This window comes from Chromobacterium haemolyticum DSM 19808 (assembly GCF_000711885.1).
Classification (GTDB): Bacteria; Pseudomonadota; Gammaproteobacteria; order Burkholderiales; family Chromobacteriaceae; genus Chromobacterium; species Chromobacterium haemolyticum.
In genome coordinates, this window is the sequence record NZ_JONK01000016.1 from 79,081 (window position 1) to 105,041 (window position 25,961).

Here is a 25,961-nt window from a genome sequence, read left to right on the forward strand (position 1 = left end):
GCGCACGGGGGCCGTCCCTCCGGCGCGTCTCCTTGGTTCTGATGAATATTGTTTTTGTATTGTGCCGCCCATTCTGGTCAGCGCGCTCGGAAAATGCTTCATGCAAACGCACTATTTATATCGGATCAATCCACGGATATATTGGGCAAAAGCACATCAACAGGAGTGTTCATGTCCATTCTGACCACGGAACTGGCGCAAGACATCGTCAGCCGCACCATGCGCATCATCCCTTTCAACGTGAATGTAATGGATGCCCAAGGCGCAATCCTGGGCAGCGGCGACTCCGACAGGCTGGGGCAATTGCACGATGGCGCGCTGCTGGCGCTGGCGCAGCGGCGCACGGTGGAAATCGACGACGTCACCGCCGGCAAACTGCACGGTTCCCGCCCCGGCATCAACCTGCCCTTGCATGTGGACGGTCGTATCGCGGGCGTGGTCGGCCTTACCGGCCAGCCGGAGCAGGTGCGCCAGTTTGGCGAATTGGTACGGCTCACCGCCGAGATGATTCTGGAGCAGGCCCAGTTGCAGCGGGCGCTGCAACACGATGCGCGCCAGCGCGAAGCCTTTGTGCTGGAATGGATACGAGGCGAACCCGGCCCGGCGCTGGACGCTTGGGCGCAGCGGCTGGGGCTGAGGCTGGAACAACCTCATGTGGTGCTGAGCCTGCAACTGGACGAAGATAACTTGGCCGCCGATCAGGCCCAGGCAACGCTGCAGCAGTTGCAATCAGCGTTGGCCACACGCTGGCCGCGACTGCTTAGCGCGGCCACCGGCCCTTACGAACTGGTGCTGGTGGAGGCCTGCGAGGAAGACGGCGAAGCCGAGCGCGAAGCGCTGCTGCAACGCCGGCTGAGCGCGCTGGCAGGCTGGCTGGAGGAGATGGACACTCCCGGCTTCCGCCTGGGCATGGGCATTGCGCTACCCGGCCGGGACGGCGCGGCCCAATCCTGCCTCAGCGCGCGCGCCGCCGTGCGCATCGGCCGGCAACGGCAGCCCAAAAAGCGGGCTCACAGCTATTACGAACTGGCGCTGCCCGTGTTGCTGTCCGGCCTCGACCACGGCTGGCAGGCCCAACAATTGCGCCAGCCGCTGCAACGGCTGGAGCAAGCCGGCAAGAGCGGGCTGCGCCGCACCGCCGAAGCCTGGTTCGCCCATCAATCGCATCCCGGCGCCACCGCGCGGGCGCTGCACATCCACCGCAACACGCTGGACTACCGGCTGGACCGCATCGCCGAAATCACCGGCCTGGATCTGGAGCGCCACGAGGACCGTTTCCGGCTCTACGTCGCGCTGCTGCTGGGCTGAAACTCACTCGCCGCCGGCATCGGCTTCAGGCTGCCGGCCTATGCGCTTGAGCCGCGCCGGCTTGGCCCCCTGCTGCGCCAGCGCGATTTCCAGCAGAGTCTCCAAGCGGATCACGCGCTCGGTCAGGCTTTCAATCTTAGCCTGCTGGCTTTTCATCGCGCCGGCCATGCGCTCCACCTTGTCGTTCATCTTGATCACGGTGGTCAGCGCGTCCCACATCTTGTCGCCCACGCCCATCACGCCACCCGCTTGCCGCTGGCGCGCGCTTCCATCGCGGCGATGCGGCGGTTGGAAGCTTCTACATAGTTCAAGGCCTCATCGATGGCAGCACCGGCCTGGGCGGTGGTTTTCTCCATCTGCGCCATCATGCCGGCCAGCAAGGCGTCGTCGTCCCCGGGCCGGAAGGCATCTGCGGCGCGACGCATGAATTCGCCCACCGGCAGGCCTGCGGCCTCGGCCAGCGCCTTGTAGCGCTTCTTGTCCTCCGCGGTGACCAGCACCGGAATCCGCTCCATTGTCATTGCCCAAGCTCCCTGATAGATGGTCATGTGCAGCACATGACCATGGTAGGCATCCTGCTGTGACGAAACAAGACCAAGGCTGCATATGGACACTTTTTGAGAGGCGGGCTTCCAGCCTGTCTCTAATATTGCCCCTGTCGCGATGCCCAAGATCGCCCTCATTGCTCAGGACTGCCATATGCCTTCCATTCCCTTTTTCTCAAGTCGCCCCTCCCAACAGCCAAGCCCGATTGAAGCTCAACTGCTCGCCAACGCGAAAACCCTGGCGGAACGCCGTGAAGCGGAAAATCTGTTTGCTCAGGTGAAACAGATACGCAATACATCCGATTCGTCAGCATCCATGCCGCCGCCCGCCGCCTTTCCACTCACCTTGAAAAACGTTCTGCTGAGCAGCCTGTATGTCCAGGCCGGGGTCCAGCCGCTGCTCAACCGAGAATCAGGGTTGCTTCCAGCGTCTTCCGCGCCGTCCGCCTTCCCCTCGGCGCTGGTCCAGGCCCACAGCCAGCCCTCTCCCCTTTCCGCGCCTCCGCAGCCGGAAACGCCGCTGCTCCGCCAAGCGCGCCATGTCGTTCCCAAACCCAAGACCACGACCACAACCGCCGCGCCTGACGACGTCAAGATCGTGAAGATGTTTGATTTTTCCTGCATGAACGAAGGCGAGAATCTGTCCTTCGCCCAAGTTCTGCGCCAAATCGGCAAAACCTTGCGCAATCCCATCACCGCGCTGGCCACGGAAAGCAAGCATGTCGACAGCTGGAGACACGGCCGCAGCTGCGCCACGTCCGAGGAGATCTCGGCCATCACCGACATCACAGAGAAAGTCGATGCCATCACCTCTCAAGTCCTGACTCTGCTGCCAGGCAGCCAGCCCTTGGCCATAGCCCAATACATCGTCGGTCCTCTGCTAGAGCATGCCGCCAATGACCTGGAGGGCAAACCCACCTCGCGGGAAGAAGAGCTTAACCTGCTGCAGCAAGTGACCCAACAAGCCCGCTTCAGCATTGAAGGGATGAGCCATGCCGAGCGGCAGCGCTTGCAAACCGCGCCTCAGCCTGCCAACAAGGCGTCAGGAATAAACCTGCCGGTATTTCATCTCAAAAATGGTCGTAACCACATCAAACTCAAAGCCAACGGCAAGCACCATGACGTGGCCTTGTTGGAGAAAGATGGCCGCAGCTTTGCGCAAATCCCGGCCAAGCAGCAGGGCAAGTTCGCAAACCGCGAAGTCTACTTCAACCATCTCGCACAGGAATGGCGCTTGCTGGGTGATGGCAAATTCCGGCATTTCAGCAAACAGGAACAATTAGCCGCCCATACACTGGCACTGGGTCCGCATCACTTGCATCGCTCCAGCAGTGCGGGCACGCCTCACGTCTATAACGTTCACAACTCCTTAGGGGCGCAACCGGCGCGGCTAGAAGCCATTGAGCTGTTTGGCCGCCTGGTGCCCTACCGTCACGAGCTCGCCACCGGCAAGGAGTACATCTACGATGCCCGCCGACCGGACGCCGCGCCCCAGGAAGTGGAAAACCGCCTAGGCGAGTGGCATCTCAAGCACGAGCTCACTCGACAGGCCACCCCCGAACTGCGCGCGGCCATCGCCAAGCACGATATCGCGCCGCTCGCCCTGGACGAGCGCCAACTCTCCACACCCAATCACTTTGGCATCCAGCGCACCGGCGATGGCCAATATGTCCTGGCCATCGACCAGCGGTACTACCCCGTTCAACGACACGGCAAGCACATTCAGCTTGGGGGCGCCCGCAATCTGCACATAGAGCTGAGCGCCCACGGTAAGCGCATCGAGGTGGGGCTGACCAAATCAGCCAACCTGGACAATCCCGCATTCAAACTGGTTGATATGCCCATCATCGGCAAGCCGCTTAAAATCCGGGCCGCGCGTAAAGCCATAAACAAAGCGCTGCCGATTGCGCAAACCAAAATCGCCAATGCGATCCAAGCTTTGAACCGCTCCGACCTTCGCCCCCAGGTCCAGTTGGCGGAAGAGGCCTATTTTGGCAAAACCTTCCATCAGGAGCCGAAACGCTTGGCTCAGCTGACCAAGTATCTGGACCAGATCCGGAACGATCTGGCACGCATCGACACCGCCAACTTCAATTTCGATAGCCGGGTCGGCTCTCCCACCACGGTGGCGGAACTATCCAGGGAGCAATACCAGATGCTGGGCCGCAAACCCAATTCAAAAATCATCAATGTTGGCCGCGATGGCTTCTACGCCTATTACGAACGGATGGGCAAAAACCCGAGCGCGGTCGCTGATGTACTGATCCATGAACTGTCACATGGCGGCCCCAACACGCTGGACTTCGCTTATGTCGGCACACAAAAACAGGCCCGGGTCGGTGATGTCGATGTATTCGAACTGATCAATCTGGCGAATAAGCATATCGAGAAGGATAGCCGCTACGGCGGCGCCGATCTGGCGCAGATCAACAACATCAACATTGAGTTCAAAGGACTCAAGAACGCCGACTCCATCGCCCAGTTCGTCTCCTTTCTGGGCAAGGCGGATAGCGACCCTGAGGGTTTCGAGCGCGACTACCAAACGCTGAAGGACGCCGCCGAGCGCTCTGACCATTTTCAGCAACGCCTGCCTGAAGGCGTGCCGGTAAGCCGCAACCGCCGCGCCATCGATACCTCGGCCCCGTCACTACCCCCGCTGCTGCTGTTGGCGGAACGGCAAAGCGGCCGTTATCACTTGTATCGTCCGCTAGCAGGCTGATTCACGTGGCCCGCCGCCGGGCATGGTCTGATGTCCCTGCCCGGCCCGCCGATACGCTAAACTGCTCGGTTTAGACTTCTGGCGTAATCCCACATGGGCCAGCCCTCTGCTCCCCTCTCTCTCTCCCGCCGGCTGGCCTGGACCGCCGCCGCAGGCTGCCTCGGCTACTATTTGCTGCTGGCGCTGCGCCCGTCCTGGCTCGGCGCCAAGTTCGCCGGCTGGCCGGCGTCCGTTCTGCTGGCGCTAGCCATGTTCCTGCTGTTCTTCCTGCTGGCCGCCGGTTACGCGCTGGCCGCCGGCCGCGCCGACGACTCGGAGCGCCGATGAACCACGCCTCCGCCTTTTTCCTTTTTTTTGTGTTGCTGACCCTGGCCATCACCGCCGCCGCCGCGCGGCGCACCGCATCGGCCGGCGATTTCTACACCGCAGGCGGCCGTATCCGCGGCTGGCAGAACGGGCTGGCGCTGGCCGGAGACTATCTATCCGCGGCGGCCTTTCTTGGCGCCGCCGGCATGTATCTGTCCCAGGGCTACGATTCGCTGGCCTACGCCGTCGGCACCCTGGCCGGCTGGCCGCTCTTGCTGTTATTGCTGGCAGAAAAACTGCGCGGCAGCGGCTGCTACACCGCCGCCGCGGTGCTGGGCCGACGCTTCGACCACGACGGGGTGCGGCTGGCCGCCAGCGTCAACTCGCTGACGGTGACGCTGTTTTATCTGATCGTGCAGATGGTGGGCGCAGGCAAGCTGATCGAACTGCTGTTCGGCCTGCCCTATCTGGCCGCCGTGAGCCTGGTGGGGGCGCTGATGGTGCTTTACGTGGCGCTGGGCGGCATGCTGGCCACCACTTGGGTACAAATGGTCAAAGCGGTGCTGATGTTCGGCTGCGCGCTGCTGCTGGCCGGCGGCGTGCTGGCGCGCTTCGGCGGCGACCCGGCGCGGCTGTTCGCCGCCGCCGAGGCGCTGCGCGGACCGCAAGTCTTCCTGCCCAGCCCGGCGCTGAGCGATCCGCTGGAAGTGCTGTCGCTGGGCCTGGGCCTGTGTCTGGGCCTGCTGGGCTTGCCCCATGTGCTGATGCGCTTCTTCACCGTGCCGGACCACCGCGCCGCGCGGCAGTCCGCCTGCTTCGCCACCGGCCTGATCGCGCTGTTCTTCGCCGTCAACATCGTCATTGGCTACGGCGCCCTGGCCTTGGTGACGCCGGAGCCCGGCTTCCACGACGCCGCCGGCAAGCTGCTGGGCGGCGGCAATATGGCCGCCATCCATCTGGCCACCCTGCTGGGCGGGCCGGCCTGGCAGGGCCTGGTGGCGGCGGTGGCTTTCGCCACCATCCTGGCGGTGGTGGCCGGCCTGGCCATGGCCGGCGCCAGCGCCATCAGTCACGACCTCTACGCCGCCTGGTGGCGGCGCGGCCGCGCCGATGCCAACGCCGAACTACGGGTATCGCGATGGGCCACCGTCGGCCTGGGTCTGCTGGCGCTGCTGCTGTCCACGCTGTTCCAGCAGCAAAACATCGCTTTCCTGATGGGCCTGGCCTTCGCCATCGCCGCCTCCGCCAATTTCCCGGTGCTGCTGCTCGCCCTGCACTGGCCCGGCCTCAGCGCGCGCGGCGCGCTGTGGGGCAGCCTGGGCGGGCTTGTCGCTGCGGCGGCGCTGATCGTGGCCGGCCCGGCTGTGTGGGTGGGCGCGCTGGGCCACGCCAAGCCGCTATTCCCTTACGCCAACCCGGCGCTGTTCTCGGTGCCGCTGGCCTTTGCGCTGGCTTGGCTGGGTTCGCGCCGCGGCGCAACGGCGGTATCATCGGCTAGCCAAACTTCGAATCGATCCCAACGCTCATGACCACACTGACTCTTTACGGCAACCGCCTGTCCGGCCACAGTTACAAGGTGCGCCTGGCGCTAATGCTGGCCGATGTTTCCCATGATTACGTTCACGTGGACCTGACCGTGCCGCGCGAGCAGCGGCCAGAGGATTTTCGCGCCGCCAGCCGCTTCGGCGAAGTCCCTGTATTGGTGGCCGACGGCACCGCGCTGTGCCAGTCCAACGCCATTCTGCAATGGCTGGCCAATAATTTCGGCCAGCTCAGCGGCGAGCACGGCAGCCGGGAAACCGTGCGCGAATGGCTAAGCTGGGAAGCCAACCGCATTGGCCTGTCGGTGCCCAATCTGCGCTGGTCGCGGCTGAATCGCCTCCCGCAGCCGGAGGTGGAGGCCTGGCTGGAACAGCGCGCGCGCGCCGATCTGGACACTCTGGACGCCGCGCTGGCCGAACAACCCTATCTCGCCGGCCAGCGGCCGAGCATCGCCGACCTGTCCGCCAGCGCCTATCTATGGTGGCTGGCCGACGCCGGCCTCGACATCGCCGGCTGGCCGCGGGTCCAGGCCTGGCTGGAACGCATCGCCCAACAGCCTGGCTGGCAGCACCCAGACGTGCTGATGGCCCCGGATATTCCCGACTGAGCGCCCACGGAGCCCCGCCATGTCCCCCCGTCCCGATTGCATCCGACACTGGAGCGAGTTGATCGAAGCCGACTCCCAAAGCTACCCCGACAGCCGGGAGCCGCTGGCGCGGGGTGCGGCGCTGGGCAAGCATTACGGTTTCGCCCGGCTGGGCATCCATCACGAACTCTTGGCACCGGGCCAGCGCACCAGTTGGCCGCACGCCGAAAAAACCGAGGATGAATTCGTCCATGTGCTGGAGGGCGAGCCCGACGTCTGGCTGGACGGCGCGCTGCACCGGCTGCGGCCGGGCGATTCAGTCGGCTTCAAGGCCGGCACCGGCCTGGCTCACACCTTCATCAACAACACCGCGCAGCCCGTGCGCCTGCTCTGCGTCGGCGACGTCAACCGCGCCGACAACCAGGTGCACTACCCGCTGCACCCGGCGCGCAACGCCGCCATCGGCCCTCTGCACTGGAGCGACGCGCCGGAGCGGCCCTTGGGCGACCACGACGGCTTGCCCGACCTGCTGCGCGCAGCCGGAGGCCCTTTCTGACATGCACGATTTTCTCCAGGCCGTCGCGGCTCTGATCGGCCCGGCCCATCTGCTGACCGACGCCGCCGACACCGCGCCTTATACCCTGGACTGGCGCCGCCGCTACCAGGGCCTCCCGCTGGCGGTGGCGCTGCCCGGCAGCACAGCCGAGGCCGCCGAGCTGGTCAAGCTCTGCCGCCGCCATCAGGTGGCCATCGTGCCGCAAGGCGGCAACACCTCCACCTGCGGCGCGGCCACGCCTGACGCCAGCGGCCGCCAATTGGTGGTGGCGATGCGGCGCCTGCGCGCCGTGCGCAGGCTGGACGCGGACAACAACGCCATCACCGTGGAGGCCGGCACCACCCTACGCGAAGTGCAACTGGCGGCGGAGCAGGCCGGCCGGCTGTTTCCTCTGTCGCTGGCCTCGGAAGGCAGTTGCCAGATCGGCGGCAACCTGTCCACCAACGCCGGCGGCGTGGCCGTGCTGCGCTACGGCACCATGCGCGAACTGACGCTGGGCCTGGAAGTGGTACTGCCGGACGGCAGAGTGCTGGACGCGCTGGCCGGCCTGCGCAAAGACACCACCGGCCTGGATCTGAAGCAATGGTTCATCGGCGCAGAGGGACAACTGGGCCTGATCACCGCCGCCACGCTCAAGCTGTTCCCGCTGCCCAGCGCCCGCGCCACGGCGCTGATCGGCGTCGACGACATCGAAACCGCCATTCGCTGGCTCAACGGCCTGCGCCAACGCTTCGACGACCGCCTTACCGCCTTCGAGGTGATCGAGGCCGATTGCCAACAAGCGATAGCACGCCACCGGCCCGGCCAGTTGCCGTTCACCGCGCCGTGGCTACTGTTGATCGAGTTGTCCGACGGCGGCGACGACGCCGCGCTGAACGAGGCGCTGCTGGACTGGCTGGCCGGGCAGACCCCGCGCGATGGGGTGGTGGCGCAAAGCGAGGCCGAGCGACGCAAGCTGTGGCTGCTGCGCGAGGAGATTTCGGAAATCCAAAAACAGGACGGCCCCAGCATCAAGCACGACATCGCAGTGCCCACCTCGGCCTTGCCGCAACTGGTGCGCGACTGCGGCGCCGCCCTGCGCCAGGCTTACCCCGGCGTGCGCATCGTCGCCTTTGGTCACGCCGGCGACGGCAATCTGCATTACAACATCAGCTACACCCGGCCCGGCAACGTCGATCTGTTCGACGACGAGCCCGCGGTCAACGCCATCGTCTACGACCACGTCTACCGGCTGGGCGGCACGCTGGCGGCCGAACACGGCATAGGCCAGCTCAAACCGCAATGGCTGGAACGCTACAAGGACCCGCTGGCGCTGGAGTTGATGCGCACGCTCAAAGCCGCGCTGGACCCGGAGCGCTTGATGAATCCGGGCAAATGGCTGTAAGCCGCCGGCTCAGGCGCTAGCGCCGAAGCCCGCCGACAGAACCCGCGCCAACGGCTCGGTCCAATCGCCCGGCTCGCTTTGGCGGAACAAGCGATGCTCCGGATACCAGGGCGTGGTTTCGCTGTCCAGCCCCCAGCGCCAGTCGGTGTGATCAGCCGACAGCAACAAGGCGCAGGGCAGTCCCAAGGCGCCAGCCAGGTGGCCGAAGGCGGTGTCCACCGTCACCAGCCCGTCCAATTCCGCCAGCAAGGCGGCGCTGGCGGCGAAGTCCGTCAGTTCATCTCCCAGTGCCTCCACGCCGCGCGCGCGCAGCCAGTCGCGCTCCTTCTCGTTCAACTCCGGCTGCAAGGCCAGCCAGGTGATCCCTGGCGCTGTCAGCAAGGGATTCAGCGTTTCCAGATCCGGTAAAGAGCGGCAATGGTCGAATTCATGCTCCGGTCTGCCGCGCCACACCAGCCCCACTTTGCGTCCGCCGGCCGGCAAGCGCGCGCGCCAGGCGGCGCGGCCGGCGGCGTCGGCGCGCAGATACGCCGGCTCCGGCATCGGCTCCGGTTGCAACAAGCCGGGCAAGCTCATCGAAAATACATGACAATCGTGCTCGGGCCACGGCCCGTCCAGGTCGGATATCGGCAAGCACTCCACCGGCCAGCCCTGAGCCGCCAACAAGGGCAGCAAGGCCGGCCGGCAGGCGGCGACCACGCACCCTGGCGAACGCTGCAACAGCTGCGGCAAGTAACGCGCCATCTGCAAGGCGTCGCCGTAGCCCTGCTCGAACCACAGCAGCAGACGACGTCCGGTCAATGCCTCGCCGCGCCAGCGCGGCGACGTCAAAGCCGGAGACGGCGCGTTTTCCAGCCGGGCCTCGTGCAAGGGCCAGCCTTCTCCCCAGCGCCGCAGGGTCAGCAGCAGATAGCCCAGATTGCGACGCAGCCCGGCGTGCAGCGGCTGAGCGTCCAAACCGGCTCGCAACGTCGCCTCGGCCTCATCCCAAGCGCCTTGCTGCGCCAGAGCCAGCGCCAATTGCTGATGCGCTTCCGCGCCGGCCGGTTCCAGCGCCAAGGCCCGGCGCGCCAGCGGCTCCGCCTCAGCGCTGCGCCCTTGGCGCCACAGGCACAAGGCCAGATTGCCCAGCACCTGCGCCTGTTCCGGTGTTCGCTCCGCCGCCGCGCTCAAGCAGGCTTCCGCCTCGGCCCAACGCCGCTGAGCCTGTAACAGCAAACCCAGATTGGTCAGCGCCCCGGCATGGCTCGCCTCCAGCGCCAACGCCCGGCGCAACAGCGTTTCCGCCTCGCCCCGCTCGCCGCGCTCCGCCAGCAGCTGTCCCAGCAGATTGAGCGCGTCGACATCGTCCGGCGCGCAGGCCAATGCCCGGCGCAAGCAGTCCTCGGCCTCTTCCGGTTGCTGCCGGTACAATAAACGGCCCAGGTTGAAACAATGAGCGGCGGACTGCGGCCGCAAGCGCAAGGCCTGCCGATATTGGGCCTCGGCCTCATCCAGCCGCCCCGCCTCCTCCAACAACACCCCCAGATTGCCTTGGCAGGCGGCGTGCTCCGGGCGCTGCGCCAGTTCCGCGCGGTAATGCGCCTCCGCCTGCGCCAGCTGGCCTTGCGCCATCAGACAACGGCCCAGATTGTAATGGGCGTCCGGGGTCCACGGGTCGCATTGCAACGCTTGGCGCCAACACTGCTCCGCCATCGCCAGTTGCTCCAGCCGCGCTGCGCACACACCCAGCAGGTTCCACAATTCGGCGTTGTCCGCCTGTGCCTGTAAACCGCTTTGCGCGGCCAGCAGCGCGCCGTTCAGGTCGCCGGCCGCCAGCAAGGCGCCGGCGCGCAAGGCATAGGAAGTCGATTCGGTCATAAGTTTTCAGCGCCCGAAACACAACCGTCCGGCCCCGTTTCGATAAGCGCTTTTTGAAATCCGCTGAATATCGTCTCCCGCATAGTAACCAGCATCTCTTCTTGATGAAATGTCCTTTATCATGCTCCGCCTGAATTTCCTCCAAGCACTACGCCCCTCTCACTGGATGCACGGCAATAACGCTCAAGCCGCCACCCAAACCCAGACCGGTCCCGTTGCCGGCAATGCGCCGGCGCCGCGCAAACTCAGCGCCGCCGACATCCAACGCGTGGAACCCGCCGGCGGCTGGCTCAGCCACCTGAGCCAGCATGCGCAAACCGCGCAGGCATCCTCCCGTTCCTTGCATGGTTTGTACGCGCTACAAAGTCACAAACTGGAAGCCGCCCACCTGGCCCTGCATGGATTCGGCCTGGGCGACAGCACCGAGGCCAAGACCTTGCACGCGATGGCAGAGCAATTGCAAGCCGCCCGCTTCAAAACCGACCGCGCGGTGCAGCCGCGGGAAATGACCGCCAATGCTAAGCTGAGCCACGATGTGAGGACGGTGATCGCCACGGCCCTGACTCGCGCCGGCCTGCCGGCAAAGCTGGCGCAGCGCGAAGCCAAAGCCTCATTGCAGCAGGCCAGCACCCGCTTATTGAACCAACGTCCATGGCAGACGGTGGAAACCCGACTGCAACACAATGGGCGCGAATACAGCTGCACTCTGATTCCTGCCGGACAGATGAAACTGGGCGCCGCCGACATCTTCCCGCAAGGCTATGACAATAACGGCGTCTGCTCCGCGTCCACGACTGAAACCCGCCACGCGGCCAACCTGTGGTTGTCCGAGCTGAAGGACGAAGCAGACCAGACGCGGTTCAAAGGCATCCGCCACGGCATTCTGTCGCCTTACGGCGTGGAAGACGCACAGCAACGCCAAGCCGGCGCGCTGCTGCGCGCCACCGAAGTCGCCACCGCCGCGCTGTTCTCGCAGCCGGGCACACTGCAACAAGCGCTGGCCGGCGACACCGTCACCCTGCGGCTGACCTCCACCGCGCTGGTGACGCCGGGTCTGGGCGGTGAAAGCGGCATGCTGCGCGACCAGATCGGCGCCTGGCGCGCTTTGACATCGGCGCCGCAACCGCTGACGCTGCACATCAAAAACGCCGATGGCGAGCTGCAATCCGTCAGGGTGAACCTGGAGGTGGCCGCCTTCAATTTCGGCGTCAACGAACTGGCACTCAAGCTGGGCATGGGCCACAAAGAATCCGACAAGCTCAACCTCGAAGCCTTGCATCAATTGTTGGGTCCGGATCTGAAGCCGGGTACAGCCCCCGGCGGCTGGGTGGGCGACTACCTGGCGCAAAACCCGGCCAATAAGAAGCAGGTCGAAATCATGGCCATGCAGCTTCAGGAAATCTGGGCAAAGCAATCCCACCGCAGCGACGGCGGTGAGCCTTACAAGGCTGCGCAACGGGTAGCGATGCTGGCTTTCGAGATCGGCGCGGTGCCGTGCTGGAACTGCAAGAGCGGCAAGGATCGCACCGGCATGCTGGACGCCGAGATCAAGCGCGAAGCGATTGCCCAGCATCAGAGACACGTGCCTAGCCAACCCGAGGCAGCGCTGGACGAGGACATGCGTAAATTGTTCGGCAAGGTGCTGACTCAGGGCGGCAACCTGGAGGTGCAGGCCTACAACACCGGCGCGCCCGGCAACAAGGTAATGAAACAGTTGCCCTTTGGCTCGCTGCTCAATTTGTCCTACAGCCAACGCATCGGCGACGCAAACGCCTGGCTACAGGCGCAGGGCTTGTCCACCCTGCTCAAATCGTGAGGGCTCACACGATGAACACACTCTTGCTCAGCTTGTACGATACCTTGGGGCTGGTTCTGGACGACGAGGCACCGGTGCTATTCTTCGGCGACGAGTTCGCGGTGCACTTCGAGGAAAGCGCCGCCGGACTGGAAATGGCTTGCCCGCTTGGCGTGCTGCCCAGCGACGCCGCCACGCTGCAGCGCCTGCTACAGCACAATTTCGCCAGCCCGGTGACACTGGCGGCGGACGCCGATGGCGAGTTGCTGCTGGCCTTGCTGCGGCTGCCGGACAGCAGCAGCGGCGCCGAACTACAGGCCGGGCTGGAATGTCTGCTTGGCGTCGCCCGCGGCCTGCAAACCGAGCTGGGGCTGGGCGGCCGGCTGGATGCTGAGGCCTACTGAGCCGCCACGCGTGACAACGGCCGGGGAGCATGCTCTCCGGCCGTGTTTTGTTTCCCACGCAACCTTAGAATCTGTTTACGATCTGCTGCGCGTCGTGAGGCACCCCACGGTGGGTAAGGCTTCCAAATGCTCATGCACCACACGTACATCCGGCTTTCTCAGCCGTTTTCGCCTTGTCTCGCTCTTGCTCGCGAGGCTTTGAACAAACTCTTACAGGCGGAACTTGTTGAACTCCGCATTCATCTTGCTGGCATTGAGCGACAAGCCGGTCAGCGTGCTGCTGACATTCTGCAAGGCATCGTCGTTTTCCAGCACATGGCCGTTGATCGCCTCCGAGCTTTGCGCAATCAAGGTCGTCGCCTTGTGCTGTTCGCTGGTGGAATCGGAAATCTCGTTCATCTTGGCCACCACGTCCAGCATAGAAGCGCGGATGTCCTCTATCTTGGCCACGGCCTCGCGGGTCAGTTCCACGCCCTCGTCCACCGCGGCCACGGTCTGGTTGACGTCGTTGACCGCGCGGCCGGTTTCGTCGCGGATCGCGCTGACCATATTGGAGATTTCAAGCGTGGCCTGGGCGGTGCGCTCGGCCAGTTTGCGCACTTCGTCGGCCACCACGGCGAAGCCGCGGCCCTGCTCGCCGGCGCGCGCCGCCTCGATCGCCGCGTTCAAGGCCAACAGGTTGGTCTGGTCCGCGATGTCGCGAATTACATTGGTGATGCCGGAGATTTCCTGAGAGCGCTTGTCCAGCGAGGACAACATGGACTCCAGGCCGCGCACCGACTGCACCGTGCCCTCCATGCCGCTGGACAGGCGCTGCATATTGCTGGCGCTGGCCTCCAGGCTGGCGCCGGTCAGACTGGTCAGTTCATCCGCCTGACGCGCGCTGTCCGCGATGTGAGAGATCGACACCGTGATCTGTTCCAGCGTGGCGGCGTTGGACGAGGACACGTCGGAAATATGGCGCGAGCTGTCCGCCACGCCGGCCACCAATTGACTGGCGTCCTGCACCCCGTTGACCACTCCTGCGGCGTCCTGCTTCAGGCCGCGGAACAACTGTGCCAACTGGGCGACGAAGGTGTTGAAGGCGCGCGCGGTGGCGGCTATCTCATCCTGGCCGTCGTCCTTCAACCGCAAGGTCAGATCGCCTTCGCCGTGGGAAATGTCCTCCATCGCGTTTTTCAGGCGCACCAAACCAGCCAACATGCGGCCGATCACCAGGCTCGCCAACGGAATCATCAGCACAAACACCAGCGCGGAAAGGCCGGCGATGGTGTACAGCAAGGTGGTCAACGGCGCCAGCACGGTGGCGCGGTCCGCAGCCAAGGCCATCACCCAGTTGGTGCCGGGGATTTCCTGCGCGGACAACAGCATGGCCTGGTCGCCGATCTGCACTTCCGACGCCTGGTTGTGGCTAACGATATCGGCCAAGCGCTCCGGCGTCAGTTCCGGCGCCACGCTGGTGATGGACTTCAAGGCCAGGTCGGTTTGCGGGTGGGCGATCACCGTGCCCTTCTTGTCCATGATGAAGGCGTAGCCGTTGCCGCGCACTTTCAAGCCCAGCACCGATTTCACCAGCGCGTCCACCATCACGTCGCCGCCCACCACGCCGGCGAAAGCGCCGTTGTGGTTGAAGGGAGCGGAAATCGTCACCGTCAGTTTCTTGGTGGCTTCGTCCAGGTACGGGTCGGTCACCACGGCCTGGCCGCTATCCTTCGCGCGCTTGTACCAATCGCGGTCGGCTACCTTGTAGTCGGCCGGCGCGGTCCAGTCATCGGAAAACAGCGAGCGGCCGTCGGCGTAACCGGCGTAGTTGACATTGAATCCGCCGGCCTTGGCGCCGGTTTTCAGAAAACGAATGGCGTCGGACTCGGACGCCATTGTGCTTTGCGCGACGATTTGCTGCTTCTTCTCTCCCAGCCAGGTGGTCACCACCGAGCTTTGCCCCTTGAGGCTGGCCTCGAATTCCTGGTCCAGGCCCTGCAGTATTTCTGTGCGCATCTGCACGAAGACGATGACGACGAGCACCAGCCCGAACAAAGCCATCAATAGCGCGTTCAAGGCGATCAGCCGGCTACGAAGAGATTTCATGAACAGTCCTTTTTTTCTCGCGTGATTGACAACCATGGCTCCGATGCCGCGCATTGCCGGCGACACTCCCCATACCGTTGGCAGCCAATTGTTATTGTTGATTTATATCCAGGCAGTTTAACGGAAGTCACCCGTTATAAATATCAAATATGGGTACTGTTGTGACAGATTATGATTTTGTTTGATCAAACACAGGAGGATAGGGACATGGCCAGCCGGTACGACGGGCAAAAAAAACCCCCTGCGGTTTGACAACGGCAGGGGCCAACACGAGGAAGAAACGTCGCCCGGCGGACCGGCCGACATTTCGAGGGGCTAACACCTCAAAACCATACGGTTTTCAGTGCAGCCGCCACTGTAGCGTAATTACTCTATTCAGTCCAGCCTATTCCGCCGCCTGCGTCAGGAACGCCAGCGATAATCGCGGAACTGCTCGCGCAGCCGCACTTTCTGCAATTTGCCGGTGGCGGTGTGCGGCAGTTCCTCAACAAAGACCACATCGTCCGGCGTCCACCATTTGGCTATCTTGCCTTCATAGAAGCCCAGCAATTCTTCCACCGTGGCGCTGGCCTCGGGCTTAAGCACCACCACCATCAACGGCCGCTCGTCCCACTTGGGATGCGGAATGCCGATGGCCGCCGCCTCCGCCACCGCCGGGTGGCCCACCAGAATGTTCTCCAGTTCGATGGAGCTGATCCACTCGCCGCCGGACTTGATCACGTCCTTGGTGCGGTCGGTGATGCGCATAAAACCGTCGGCGTCTATGGTCACCACGTCGCCGGTGTTGAACCAGCCGTCGGCGCTGTGGCTGGCATCCAGTTCGCGGCGGAAATATTGCGACAATACCCACAGGCCGCGCACTTGCAGATTACCGAAAGCCACGCCGTCGTGCGGCAGCGGTTTGCCGGCGTCGTCGACAATGCGAAGCTCGATGCCGTAGATCGGCCGCCCTTGCTTGCTGAGCAAGGCGTTGAGTCCGGCCTGGTCCAGGCCTTCATGCTTGAGCTTGGGCGTGCCGGTGGTGCCGCATGGCGACAGCTCGGTCATGCCCCATAGTTGACGCATTTCCACGCCGTGCTCGGCCAGTTGTTCGATCATGCTTTCCGGCACCGCCGAGCCGCCCGCGATCACCCGCTTCAGGGAATGCAGTTTCAGATGATTCTTCTGACAATGCTGCAACAGCATCATCCACACCGTCGGTACCCCGGCTGTCACGGTCACCTGCTCGCTTTCGATCAGTTCGTACAGATTGACCCCGTCCAACTTGGGCCCCGGCAGCACCAACTTGCTGCCGTTCATGGTGCAACTGTAAGGCAGGCCCCAGGCGTTGACATGGAACATCGGCACCACCGGCATCACGCAGGCGCGCGCCGAGATGTCGAAGCTGTCCGGCAAGGCGCTGCCGTAGGCGTGCAGCACAGTGGAGCGATGCGAGAACAGCACGCCCTTGGGATTGCCGGTGGTGCCTGAGGTGTAGCACAGGCTGGATGCTGCGTTTTCGTCCAGCAACGGCCACTGGTACTGGTCGCTGTGGCTGTTGACCAGGTCTTCGTAGCACAGCAAGTTGGCCAGCGGCGTCTGCGTCGGCATATGCGCCTTGTCCGTCATCAGCACAAAGGTTTCCACCGTGCCCAGCTGCGACGCGATCTGCTCCACCAGCGGCAGGAAGCTCAGGTCGAACATCAGCACCTTGTCTTCCGCGTGGTTGACGATCCAAGCGATCTGCTCCGCGAACAGCCGCGGATTCACCGTGTGGCACACCGCTCCGTAACCGGACACGGCGAAATAGGTTTCGTAATGGCGGTAGCCGTTCCAGGCCAGGGTGCCCACGCAATCGCCCTGGCGCACGCCCAGCGCCGCCAGCGCGTTGGCCAGCTGGCGCGCGCGCCGCGCCGCTTCGCGATAGGTATAGCGATGGATGGGGCCCTCAACGGTACGCGATACGATGGGCGTGTCGCCGTGATAGGTTTCGGCGTGGCGCAGCAAATCGGAAATCAGCAAAGGCCGGTCCATCATCTGTCCGTGAAGCATGGTTATCCCCTCCATTGGCATGGTTATGGACATTCACCATACGGCGGCTAGAGTGGACGCTCCAATCAATTTTTCTGATGGCGCGGCCAAGCCGGATTTATACCCTTGTCATTGATAGGTAATTGAGAAACAAAGACCGCTACAGTCCGCATCCAGCCAATTGCCGGCAGCCGGGCGAGGCTGTAGCAATACAACAGGCCTGTCTTCAACTCTTCACCGGCTTTTTCGCCAGCATCCGTTGTAAAGTGCGCCGGTGCATGTTCAAGGCCCGCGCGGTGGCGGAGATATTGCCGTCGTTCTCGCTAAGCACCCGTTGCAGATGCTCCCAGGTCACCCGTCGCAATGACATAGGCTGCGGCGTAAGAGGCAGTTCCGGATTGGCCTGCTGTTGTTCGAAAGCGGCCAGGATTTCATCCACCGTCGCCGGCTTGGCCAGGTATTGCACCGCGCCCAGCTTGGTGGCCTCCACCGCGGTGGCGATGCTGGCGTAGCCGGTCAGGATCAGAATGGCGCTGCGCGGACAGGCGGCATGCAGCGCCGGCAGCAAGCGCAGCCCGCTGTCGCCGTCCAGATTCAGGTCCAGCACGATGCGCGCCGGGGCTTCGCCGGCCAGCTCCAGAGCCTGCGAGGCGGTTTGCGCCGCTGCCACCTGAAAACCGCGCCGGCTAAGCGAGCGCGCCAAAATGGCGACAAAGGCCTCGTCGTCGTCCACCAAAAGAAAGTCCAACATCAGGCTCCGTCCTTATCATTCACCAGCAAGGGCAGGCGCACCTGTGCGTGCACGCCGCCCTCCGGCCGGTTCAGCAAGCGCAGCGAACCGCCCAGCCGCGCCAGCGTGGCGTGGCTCAGCATCACACCCAGCCCCATGCCCACCGGCTTGTCGGACGGCAACGGGGTCAGACCGGCGCGCTCCAGCTGCTGGTCTGTCAAACAGCCCTGATGGTTGACGATGTCCAGGAGCAAGGCCCCCTGCTCCAGCCGCGCCGCCACCGTCAGTTCGCCGCCGCCGGCCTCGGCCGCGTTGTTGATCAGATTGAAAAACGCCGGCCAGAACGCCGGGTCCAACGCCACCAGCGGGTCCGGTCCCCGTGGCGCCTGCCAATCCAGCCGTACGTCCGGCCGCAGCGAACGCCAGCCGGCCAGCTGCTCGGCCAGCGCGGCAAACAGCCCGCTCTCCCCCGGCGCGGACTCAGACCCCAACTTCAAGCGCGCCAACGCGCTGCCGCAATTGGCCAGCTGCGCCTTCATCAGCCGCAAGTCCTCCATCAGCTCAGCGTCCTGCTGCCGGGTGGCCAGCAACTCGTCCACCAGCAGGGTCATGGTGTTCAACGGCGTGGACAGCGAGTGGGCGGCTCCGGCCGCCTGCATGCCCACCGCCAATAGTTGCTCGTCGCGCAACTGGGTTTCCCGCGCCGTCGCCAGCGCCGCTTCCCGCAGCGCCAGCTGCCGCGCCAGCCAGGATACGAAGCCGGCGATCAACAGCGCAGACAGCGCAAAGCTCAACCACATCCCGGTCAGATGCATGGAAAAGATATGCAGGGCATTGCCGTGGTCCACCGGCCAGGACAGATGCCACTCGAACAACAGGCCGTAGGCCGCGACGCTGACCAGCGCCAGGGCCCAGGCGAACAGGCCCGGCGACAGCAAGGCGGCGAATAGCACCGGCGGCAGAAACAGCGAAGCCAGCGGATTGGCCGCGCCGCCCGTGAAGGCCAACAGCTCGGTCAACACCAACACGTCGGCGGCCAGTCCCAAGCGCAAAGCCAGCAAAGGATCGCCGCCGTGGCGCAGCCACCACGGCAGGCAGACGTTGACCGCGGCCAGCGTCAGCAGCGCCTGGGAGAGCAAAGGCCAGGGCAGATAGACCTGCTGCCACCAGCAGGCCAAGGCCACCGTAGAGCCCAGCAGCAACATCAGCCAGCGCAGCCAGCCTATCAGCCGCGCCGAGCGCGCGATGTCCGCAGTCAGGCCCAGACGGGGGGAAGAAACAGGGAATCCGGCAATCATGGCCAACACTTTATCACCATGGAACGCCCAGGGGCGCTGCGACACTTTGCCGCATTGGGGCGGGACATCATGCAATTTAGAATTGTCATTCTCAAATTTGTTAATGTTAGTTTCTAAAAAATGTCTAAAAAACACTATTTGCTGCCTATCCCGCTGGCGCTCGCCGTCGGCCACGCCTTTGCCCAGGAGCTGCCGGAATTCCGCGGCGAGGAAGTCCTCGTCGCCGCCGCCAAGGAGGAACAGCCGCTGAAAATGTCGGTGGACCCGCGCGCGCCGCGCCAGCCGCTGCCGTCCGCCGACGGCGCCGGCTTGCTCAAAGGCCTGCCCGGTTTCAACGTCATCCGCAAGGGCGGCGCCTCCGGCGATCCGCTGCTGCGCGGCCTGGGCGGTTCGCGACTGGCCATCCTCGCCGACGGCAATTTCGTGTTCGGCGGCTGCGGCGGCCGCATGGACCCGCCCACCGCCTATCTTTACCCGGACGCCTATGACGAAGTGAACGTGGTCAAGGGTCCGCAAAGCGTCAAACTCGGGCCCGGCCTGATCAGCGGCGGCGTCAACTTCGAACGCAAGACCAAGCGCTTTGACGAGGCCGGCGTGCGCTTCAACGGCAGCCTGACCGGCGGCAACGCCGACCGCAACGACGTCTACGCCGATGCCGCCTTCGGCTCCAGCCTGGGCTATGTGCGAGCCATCGCCAGCCGCAATCACGGCGGCGACTACAAGGACGGCAACGGCGCCAAGGTCCACTCCAGCTTCGACCGCGACAGCCAGACCCTGATCGCCGGCCTGACCCCGGACCGGGACACCACGCTGGAACTGGCGCTGGACCGAAGCCGCGGCCAGGCCGCCTACGCGGACCGAGGCATGGACGGCAGCAAGTTCGACCGCGACGCCTGGAGCTTCAAAGCCGAGCGCCGCAACCTCAGCGGCTGGCTGGACGCGCTGCGGCTGCAACTGGGTCATAGCTATGTCGACCACGTGATGGACAACTACTCCCTGCGCCCGCAGACCGCCCCGGCGAGCCGTTCCGCGATGAACCCGGACCGCAGCGCCGACACCGGCCGCCTGGCCGCCGACATGGCGTTTGGCGACTGGGAAGTGAGCGCCGGGTTCGACTGGCTCAGCGACCGCCACCGCAGCCGCATGGGCAAAGGCGTCAATGCCGGCCAATACGTGGACCAGCCGCGCGCGCCCAACCAAAGCTTCGACAATCACGGCGTCTACGCCGAAGCCAGCCACCCGCTGGGCGCCGGCGGCAAGCTGATTGCCGGTCTGCGCCGCGACCAGACCCAGGCGGTTTACGAGGCCAAGGCCGCCACGCACATGATGCCGGCCCAAGCGCGCCAGGAAACCCAGTACCAGCTCAACGCCGGCTTCCTTCGCTATGAGCACACGGCGGGCAATTGGACCCGCTACGTCGGCCTGGGCCAAGCCGAACGCGCGCCTGACTTCTGGGAGCGCAACAAGAGCTCGACGCTGAACAGCGAAACCAACCGTCAGCTGGACGCCGGCCTGCTCTACCGCGACGACAAACTGCAAGGTTCGCTATCCGCCTACGCCAGCCGCGTGCAGAACTTTATCCTGGTGGAAGGCGAGCCCGGCGCAATCGGCGGCAAGGCTCGCAATATCGATGCCCGCCGCTACGGCTTCGAAGGCGACCTCAGCTGGCGCTTCGCGCCGGAATGGACGCTGTCCGGCAGCCTGGCCTGGGTTTGGGCCGCCAACCTCGATGAGAACCGCCCGCTGGGCCAGACTCCGCCGCTGGACGCCAAGGCGGCGCTGAAATGGGACAACGGCAAATACGCGGCCGGCCTGACCGTGCGCGGCGTGCAGCGTCAGGACCGCGTGGCTCCGGGCCAGGGCAATATCGTCGGCACCGACATCGGCGCGACGCCGGGCTTCGGCGTGGTGTCGCTGGACGGCGGCCTGCGGCTGAACAAACACGCCAAACTGCTGGTTGGCGTGGACAACCTGTTCAACAAAGCCTACGCCGAAAGCGTCAGCAAGGGAGGCGCGATGGTGGCCGGTTACGAACGCACCCTGCAGGTCAACGAGCCGGGCCGCACCGTGTGGGGCCGCGTGCAATTACAGTTCTGATTCCTCGCCCTCTCGCCGCCGTGCCTCCAGTCTGCTAGGCTGGAGGCCTTTTGCCACCGCCCTCTCCCCGCCGGATGAAAACGCCCTATCTGAAAATCCTCGCTTGCGGCCTGACCCTGTTCATCCTGCTCGGCCCGCTGGTGGCCTTGCTGGCCAGCGGCGTGGTGCCGATGATGGCTTATTTGATGGGTGCGATCCCGGCACTGGGATTCGGTCTGCTGCTCTGCCTGCTGCGCATGTTGCTGGCCCGTCCCATCGCTGGCTGGCAGCAGGGATGGCCGCGCTGGCTGTTGGCCTTGGTCGCCTTCCTGCCCGGCGCTTTCAGCGGCAGCGCGGTCACCTTCGTTTACGCCAGACTGGCCGAACCGCTGCTGTACAACGACCTGATGAACCTCTACCTTGGCGCCATGGCAGGCGGCGTCTGCAACGCGCTGTTCTGGCTGATGCGCTTTGGCGCGCCTTCCCGACCCGACTAGGCAAAAAGAAAGCCCGCCGAAACCGGCGAGCTGCAACCAAATGTAGAACGCTGGCTGCGTCAGGGCCAGCGCAGCCAGCATAGCCGGATTCCCCCGGCGTTCCCATGCGGCGAATTGCCGCAGCCTCAGCGCCGACGCAAACTGGCTTCCAGCCCGCCGCCGTCGCGGTTGGCCAGGCTCAGCCTCAGGCCGTGCAGCTCCGCCACCCGCTCGACGATGGACAGCCCCAGCCCGCTGCCGGCCACGTCCTGGCCCGGCGGGCGGAAGAAGCGCTCGCGTATCCGTGCCAGCCATTCCGCCGCTACGCCCGGACCACGGTCCAGCACGCTAACCGCGTCCTCGGCCAGCACCAGCCGCGCCTCGCCGCCCTCGGCGCCGTAGCGGATGGCGTTCTCCAGCAGATTGCGCAGCATCAGCCCCACCAGGGTTTCATCGCCGCTCAAAGGCAAGGCCCGCTCCGGTACGCAACGCCATTCCGTCTCCAGCTTCACCCCCTTGAGCGCAGCCTCCGCCGCCATCTCCGCCAGCAAGCGCTCCGCCAGCGTCGCCCAGGCGATGGGCTGCCCCTGTCCCGGCCGGCTAAGCGGGTCCAGCCGCGACAGAGCCAGCAACTGCTCCACCAGCCGCGTGGCGCGGTCTATGCCCAGCATCAGCTGCCGCAACGCGTGCTTGCGCCGTTCCTCGTCCGGCAACAGCTCCAACACCTCGGCCTGCACTTTCAGCGCCGCCAGCGGCGTGCGCAGTTCATGCGCGGCGTCGGCGGTGAAGCGGCGCTCATGTTCCAGCGTGGAGGCAATGCGGGCGAACAAGGCGTTGAGCGCGTCCACCAACGGCATCACCTCCCGCGGCACCTCGCGCGACACCGGCTCGCTGTCGTCCGGCGCGCGCTGGGCAATGCCGGCGGCCAGACGCTTGAGCGGCCCCAGTTCGCGACGCACCGCCAGCAGGATCAGCAACAGCATCACCGGCAGACCCAACAGCCACGGCAGCAGCTGGGCGGACACCACCTTCAGCACCATGTCGTGCCGCAAGCCCTGCTTCTGCCCCACCGCCACCAGCCGCGAACCGTCCGGCGCGGCCAGATAGATCAGTCGCCAGTTGTGATCGCTGTCCTTGCCGCGATAATCGTGGAAGCCGCGCCGTTCCGGCTCGAAATCGAAGCGACGGCCGCGGCCGTCGCTGAGCAGCAACCGGCCGTGGCGGTCCCATACCGCCAAGCCGAAATCGTCGTTGTCCAACTGCCCCTTGTCCGCGTGTTTGAGCAGATGCTTGAGCTTGGGCAGATCAATCACCTCTTCGTCGCCGACATCCACCAGCAGCAGCTGCCGAGCAAACTGGCCCATCTGGGTGTCGAACAGCTCGTCCACCTCCTCGTGCGCCAGCCAGGCCGCGGCGGCGGAAGCCACCAGCCAGATCGCCGGCACAATCAACAACAGCAGCAGCAATAGCCGCGCCTGCAGGCTGCGCGGTCCTCTCATGCCGGATCTCCCAAGGTATAGCCGACGCCGCGCAGCGTGCGGATGAAGGCGCTGCCCAGCTTCTTGCGCAAATGATGCACATGTACCTCCACCGCATTGCTTTCCAGCTCCTGTCCCCAACCGTAGAGCTTGTCCTCGATCAGCTCGCGCGGCAGCACTCGTCCCTTGTGGCTGAGCAGCAGCTCAAGCAGCGCCAGCTCGCGCGCGGTCAACTCAAGCGGTGCGCCGTCCAGCGTGGCCGCGCGCGCCACCGGGTCCAGACAGAGACGGCCATGCCGCCATTCCGGATGGCTCTGGCCGTGGCGGCGACGATGGAGCGCGCGCAGCCGCGCCGCCACCTCCGTCAGCGCGAACGGCTTGACCAAATAATCGTCGGCGCCGGCGTCCAGGCCGCCCACGCGGTCTGCCAGCGCGTCGCGCGCGGTCAACACCAGCACCGGCACATCCTGACCGCCGCGCCGCCAGGCGGACAAGATATCCATGCCGTCCATGCCCGGCAGCCCCAGGTCCAGCACCACCGCGTCGTAAGGCGCGGCGCCAAGCGCCGCCAGGCCCTGCTTGCCGTCGCGAAACCAATCCGCGACGAAACCCAGCTGCTCCAGGCCCATCTTCAACCCGTCGCCGATCTGAGCGTCGTCCTCCACCACCAAAACCCGCATATCCGTCTCCCCGCCGCCGGGCGTTCAAGGTCCCGGCAGCCTAGCGCGCTCTCGCCGCCGTAACAAGCGCCGCCGCAAAACCGGATTGCAGCAGCCTGCGCTTAAGACAATCTTAAAGGCTGCGCTCAAGAAATTTCATCGCCTCGTCACTGAAATCTCACGCGACTGTCACCTGCCGCTGGCAGCATCGCCAGCAGTCCACAGGCCGACGGAGCCGCCATGCAGCCAGACCCCGCCCCCGACAGCGCCCGACAACTGCGCGCGATCTGGATTTCCGACGTCCACCTCGGCACCTCCGGCTGCCGCGCCGACCACCTGCTGGATTTCCTTCGCTTTCACGAATCCGAATACCTGTACCTGGTCGGCGACATCGTCGACGGCTGGCAACTGAAAAAATCCTGGTACTGGAAACAAAGCCATAACGACGTGGTGCAGAAAGTGCTGCGCAAGGCTCGCAAGGGCACCAAGGTGATCTACGTGCCCGGCAACCACGACGAGGCGGCGCGCCAATACGCCGGGCTGGACTTCGGCGGCATCGCCATCCGCCAGGAGGCCGAGCACCGCACCGCCGACGGCAAGCGGCTGCTGATCCTGCACGGCGACGAGTTCGACGGCGTGATCCAATACGCCAAATGGCTGGCCTACGTCGGCGACACCCTATACACCCTGATCCTGGAACTGAACCGCGGCTTCAACTGGGCGCGGCTGAAACTGGGCCTGCCGTACTGGTCTCTGTCGCAATATCTGAAACACCGAGTCAAAAACGCGGTCAACTTCATCAGCAACTTCGAAACCATTCTCGCCGGAGAAGCGCGCCGGCGCGGCTTCGACGGCGTGATCTGCGGCCATATCCACAAGGCCGAGGTGCGCGATATCGACGGCATCCTCTACGGCAACAGCGGCGACTGGGTGGAAAGCCTGTCCGCGCTGGTGGAACACCCCGACGGACGGCTGGAAGTGCTGTACTGGACCCAACTGGGCCAGCCGGCCGCCGCGCCGCAACCCCAAGCGGCGCAAGCCGACCACAAGGAACCGACATGCGCATCCTGATCGTCACCGACGCCTGGCTGCCCCAGGTCAACGGCGTGGTCCGCTCGCTGACCGAAACCGCCCGCGAACTGGCCGGCTTCGGACACCAGGTGGAAATGATCACCCCGCAGGCCTTTCGCACTCTGCCCTGCCCCACTTACCCCGACATCCGGCTGTCGCTGTTCCCCTACCGCACAGTAGCCGCGCGCATCTCCGCCTTCGCCCCGGACGCCGTCCACATCGCCACCGAGGGACCGCTGGGCCTGGCCGCGCGCCGCTATTGCCTGCGCCACGGCCTGGCCTTCTCCACCGCCTACCACACCCGCTTTCCGGAATACGTGCACGCCCGCTGCCGGCTGCCGCTGGCGGTCAGTTACGCCTGGATGCGCCGCTTCCACAACGCCGCCCATTGCGTGATGGTGCCCACTCAATCCATCGCCGACGATTTGACCGCCCGCGGCTTCCGCAACGTCAAGCTGTGGAGCCGCGGCGTGGACACCGCGCTATTCAGCCCCGGCCCGCGCGACCGGCTGGACGGCACCGCGCCGCCGCGCTTCGTCTACATCGGCCGGGTGGCGGTGGAAAAAAACATCGAAGCCTTCCTCAAGCTGGAGCTGCCGGGCAGCAAATGGGTGGTGGGCGACGGCCCGCAACTGGCCCGGCTGAAACAGCAATATCAGGACGTTCACTTCGCCGGCATCTTTCCCCAGCATGAACTGGCGCGTTTCTACCGCGCAGCCGACGTCTTCGTGTTCCCCAGCCTGACCGACACCTTCGGCCTGGTGCTGCTGGAGGCGATGGCCTGCGGCACGCCGGTGGCCGCCTATCCAGTGGCAGGCCCGCTGGACGTGGTGGGCGACAGCGGCGCCGGCGTGCTGGACGCGGACCTGCGGGCCGCCTGCCTCAAAGCCCTGGAATTGGACCGCGGCCATGTGCGCGCCGTCGCGGAACGCTATTCCTGGCAAGCGGCCAGCCGCCAGTTCGAACAACATTTGCGCCCCGCGCGGCTGGCGCTGGCCGCCCCGCTGCCAGACCCAAAGGCCGGCTGAGCCCCTCTTGCATTGGGCGCGGCGGAGTCTTATAGTGGAATA

Annotated in this window: 22 protein-coding genes; 13 read left to right on the plus strand and 9 right to left on the minus strand. The window is 65.0% G+C overall.

The features are described from left to right. The first annotated feature begins 171 nt into the window (after positions 1 to 171). Positions 172 to 1,308: a sugar diacid recognition domain-containing protein gene (locus BR71_RS11275; protein WP_043637087.1), complete on the plus strand. Its 1,137-nt coding sequence runs from the start codon at positions 172 to 174 to the stop codon at positions 1,306 to 1,308. A 3-nt stretch (positions 1,309 to 1,311) separates the two neighbouring features. On the opposite strand, the gene BR71_RS11280 is transcribed toward BR71_RS11275, so the two are convergent. After that, positions 1,312 to 1,545: a hypothetical protein gene (locus BR71_RS11280; RefSeq protein ID WP_043637090.1), complete on the minus strand. Its 234-nt coding sequence runs from the start codon at positions 1,543 to 1,545 to the stop codon at positions 1,312 to 1,314. Further along, the gene (locus BR71_RS11285) at positions 1,545 to 1,829 is read right to left on the minus strand and encodes a hypothetical protein (RefSeq protein WP_043637093.1); all 285 of its coding nucleotides are present in this window, start codon (positions 1,827 to 1,829) and stop codon (positions 1,545 to 1,547) included. Before BR71_RS11285 ends, BR71_RS11280 begins: the two co-directional genes overlap by 1 nt. A gap of 178 nt (positions 1,830 to 2,007) precedes the next feature. On the opposite strand from BR71_RS11285, the gene BR71_RS22955 reads away from it, so the two are divergent. The 6 genes from BR71_RS22955 to BR71_RS11310 all read left to right on the plus strand — a co-directional run bounded on the left by BR71_RS22955 (position 2,008) and on the right by BR71_RS11310 (position 8,946). Continuing rightward, positions 2,008 to 4,572 (plus strand): hypothetical protein, encoded by a 2,565-nt coding sequence (locus BR71_RS22955; RefSeq protein ID WP_052370510.1) that lies wholly within the window; start codon positions 2,008 to 2,010, stop codon positions 4,570 to 4,572. 93 nt (positions 4,573 to 4,665) lie between these two features. After that, on the plus strand, positions 4,666 to 4,899 hold the full coding sequence (locus tag BR71_RS22960; protein ID WP_052370511.1) for a DUF485 domain-containing protein: 234 nt from the start codon (positions 4,666 to 4,668) through the stop codon (positions 4,897 to 4,899). Continuing rightward, a complete protein-coding gene (locus tag BR71_RS11295; RefSeq protein ID WP_052370512.1) occupies positions 4,896 to 6,407 on the plus strand; it encodes a sodium:solute symporter family transporter in 1,512 nt (503 codons plus the stop codon). Before BR71_RS22960 ends, BR71_RS11295 begins: the two co-directional genes overlap by 4 nt. After that, positions 6,404 to 7,027 (plus strand): glutathione S-transferase family protein, encoded by a 624-nt coding sequence (locus BR71_RS11300; RefSeq protein WP_043637096.1) that lies wholly within the window; start codon positions 6,404 to 6,406, stop codon positions 7,025 to 7,027. The genes BR71_RS11295 and BR71_RS11300 overlap by 4 nt, the downstream gene beginning before the upstream one ends. Positions 7,028 to 7,046: 19 nt before the next feature. Beyond that, positions 7,047 to 7,562 (plus strand): cupin domain-containing protein, encoded by a 516-nt coding sequence (locus tag BR71_RS11305; RefSeq protein WP_043589867.1) that lies wholly within the window; start codon positions 7,047 to 7,049, stop codon positions 7,560 to 7,562. 1 nt (position 7,563) lies between these two features. Continuing rightward, the gene (locus tag BR71_RS11310) at positions 7,564 to 8,946 is read left to right on the plus strand and encodes an FAD-binding oxidoreductase (protein WP_043637099.1); all 1,383 of its coding nucleotides are present in this window, start codon (positions 7,564 to 7,566) and stop codon (positions 8,944 to 8,946) included. Positions 8,947 to 8,955: 9 nt separating this feature from the next. On the opposite strand, the gene BR71_RS11315 is transcribed toward BR71_RS11310, so the two are convergent. Further along, on the minus strand, positions 8,956 to 10,806 hold the full coding sequence (locus BR71_RS11315) for a tetratricopeptide repeat protein (RefSeq protein ID WP_043637102.1): 1,851 nt from the start codon (positions 10,804 to 10,806) through the stop codon (positions 8,956 to 8,958). Positions 10,807 to 10,927: 121 nt separating this feature from the next. On the opposite strand from BR71_RS11315, the gene BR71_RS11320 reads away from it, so the two are divergent. Both BR71_RS11320 and BR71_RS11325 read left to right on the plus strand, forming a co-directional pair. Then, positions 10,928 to 12,622: a type III secretion system effector inositol phosphate phosphatase gene (locus tag BR71_RS11320; RefSeq protein WP_162179211.1), complete on the plus strand. Its 1,695-nt coding sequence runs from the start codon at positions 10,928 to 10,930 to the stop codon at positions 12,620 to 12,622. Positions 12,623 to 12,633: 11 nt separating this feature from the next. Beyond that, on the plus strand, positions 12,634 to 13,005 hold the full coding sequence (locus tag BR71_RS11325; protein WP_208854864.1) for a CesT family type III secretion system chaperone: 372 nt from the start codon (positions 12,634 to 12,636) through the stop codon (positions 13,003 to 13,005). Between the two features lie 210 nt (positions 13,006 to 13,215). Here the strand turns inward: BR71_RS11325 and BR71_RS11330 are convergent, their stop codons facing one another. The 4 genes from BR71_RS11330 to BR71_RS11345 form a co-directional block, all read right to left on the minus strand. Next, positions 13,216 to 15,093 carry a methyl-accepting chemotaxis protein gene (locus BR71_RS11330; protein ID WP_167604373.1) on the minus strand — a complete coding sequence of 626 codons (1,878 nt, stop codon included), beginning with the start codon at positions 15,091 to 15,093 and terminating at the stop codon, positions 13,216 to 13,218. Between the two features lie 402 nt (positions 15,094 to 15,495). Next, positions 15,496 to 17,124, minus strand: a complete 1,629-nt coding sequence (locus BR71_RS11335) for a 3-(methylthio)propionyl-CoA ligase (protein WP_081556599.1) — start codon at positions 17,122 to 17,124, stop codon at positions 15,496 to 15,498. Positions 17,125 to 17,329: 205 nt separating this feature from the next. Next, positions 17,330 to 17,854, minus strand: a complete 525-nt coding sequence (locus tag BR71_RS11340; protein WP_043637108.1) for a response regulator transcription factor — start codon at positions 17,852 to 17,854, stop codon at positions 17,330 to 17,332. After that, positions 17,854 to 19,131: an ATP-binding protein gene (locus BR71_RS11345; protein WP_043637197.1), complete on the minus strand. Its 1,278-nt coding sequence runs from the start codon at positions 19,129 to 19,131 to the stop codon at positions 17,854 to 17,856. Before BR71_RS11345 ends, BR71_RS11340 begins: the two co-directional genes overlap by 1 nt. A 120-nt stretch (positions 19,132 to 19,251) precedes the next feature. Here BR71_RS11345 and BR71_RS11350 point away from each other — a divergent pair, with 120 nt between their 5' ends. Together BR71_RS11350 and BR71_RS11355 are read left to right on the plus strand one after the other, a co-directional pair. Further along, positions 19,252 to 21,228 carry a TonB-dependent copper receptor gene (locus BR71_RS11350; protein WP_043637111.1) on the plus strand — a complete coding sequence of 659 codons (1,977 nt, stop codon included), beginning with the start codon at positions 19,252 to 19,254 and terminating at the stop codon, positions 21,226 to 21,228. Between the two features lie 50 nt (positions 21,229 to 21,278). Next, complete coding sequence (locus BR71_RS11355; RefSeq protein ID WP_143330345.1) at positions 21,279 to 21,704, plus strand: hypothetical protein; 426 nt, start codon at positions 21,279 to 21,281, stop codon at positions 21,702 to 21,704. A 125-nt stretch (positions 21,705 to 21,829) separates the two neighbouring features. On the opposite strand, the gene BR71_RS11360 is transcribed toward BR71_RS11355, so the two are convergent. Continuing rightward, positions 21,830 to 23,182 (minus strand): ATP-binding protein, encoded by a 1,353-nt coding sequence (locus tag BR71_RS11360; protein WP_043637114.1) that lies wholly within the window; start codon positions 23,180 to 23,182, stop codon positions 21,830 to 21,832. Further along, on the minus strand, positions 23,179 to 23,841 hold the full coding sequence (locus BR71_RS11365; protein WP_019104203.1) for a response regulator: 663 nt from the start codon (positions 23,839 to 23,841) through the stop codon (positions 23,179 to 23,181). The genes BR71_RS11360 and BR71_RS11365 overlap by 4 nt, the downstream gene beginning before the upstream one ends. 219 nt (positions 23,842 to 24,060) lie before the next feature. Between BR71_RS11365 and BR71_RS11370 the strand changes: the two genes are divergently transcribed. After that, the gene (locus BR71_RS11370; protein ID WP_043637118.1) at positions 24,061 to 24,891 is read left to right on the plus strand and encodes a UDP-2,3-diacylglucosamine diphosphatase; all 831 of its coding nucleotides are present in this window, start codon (positions 24,061 to 24,063) and stop codon (positions 24,889 to 24,891) included. Beyond that, positions 24,879 to 25,919, plus strand: coding sequence for a glycosyltransferase family 4 protein (locus BR71_RS11375; protein ID WP_043637122.1), 1,041 nt, complete (start codon positions 24,879 to 24,881; stop codon positions 25,917 to 25,919). The genes BR71_RS11370 and BR71_RS11375 overlap by 13 nt, the downstream gene beginning before the upstream one ends. Positions 25,920 to 25,961 lie beyond the last annotated feature (42 nt).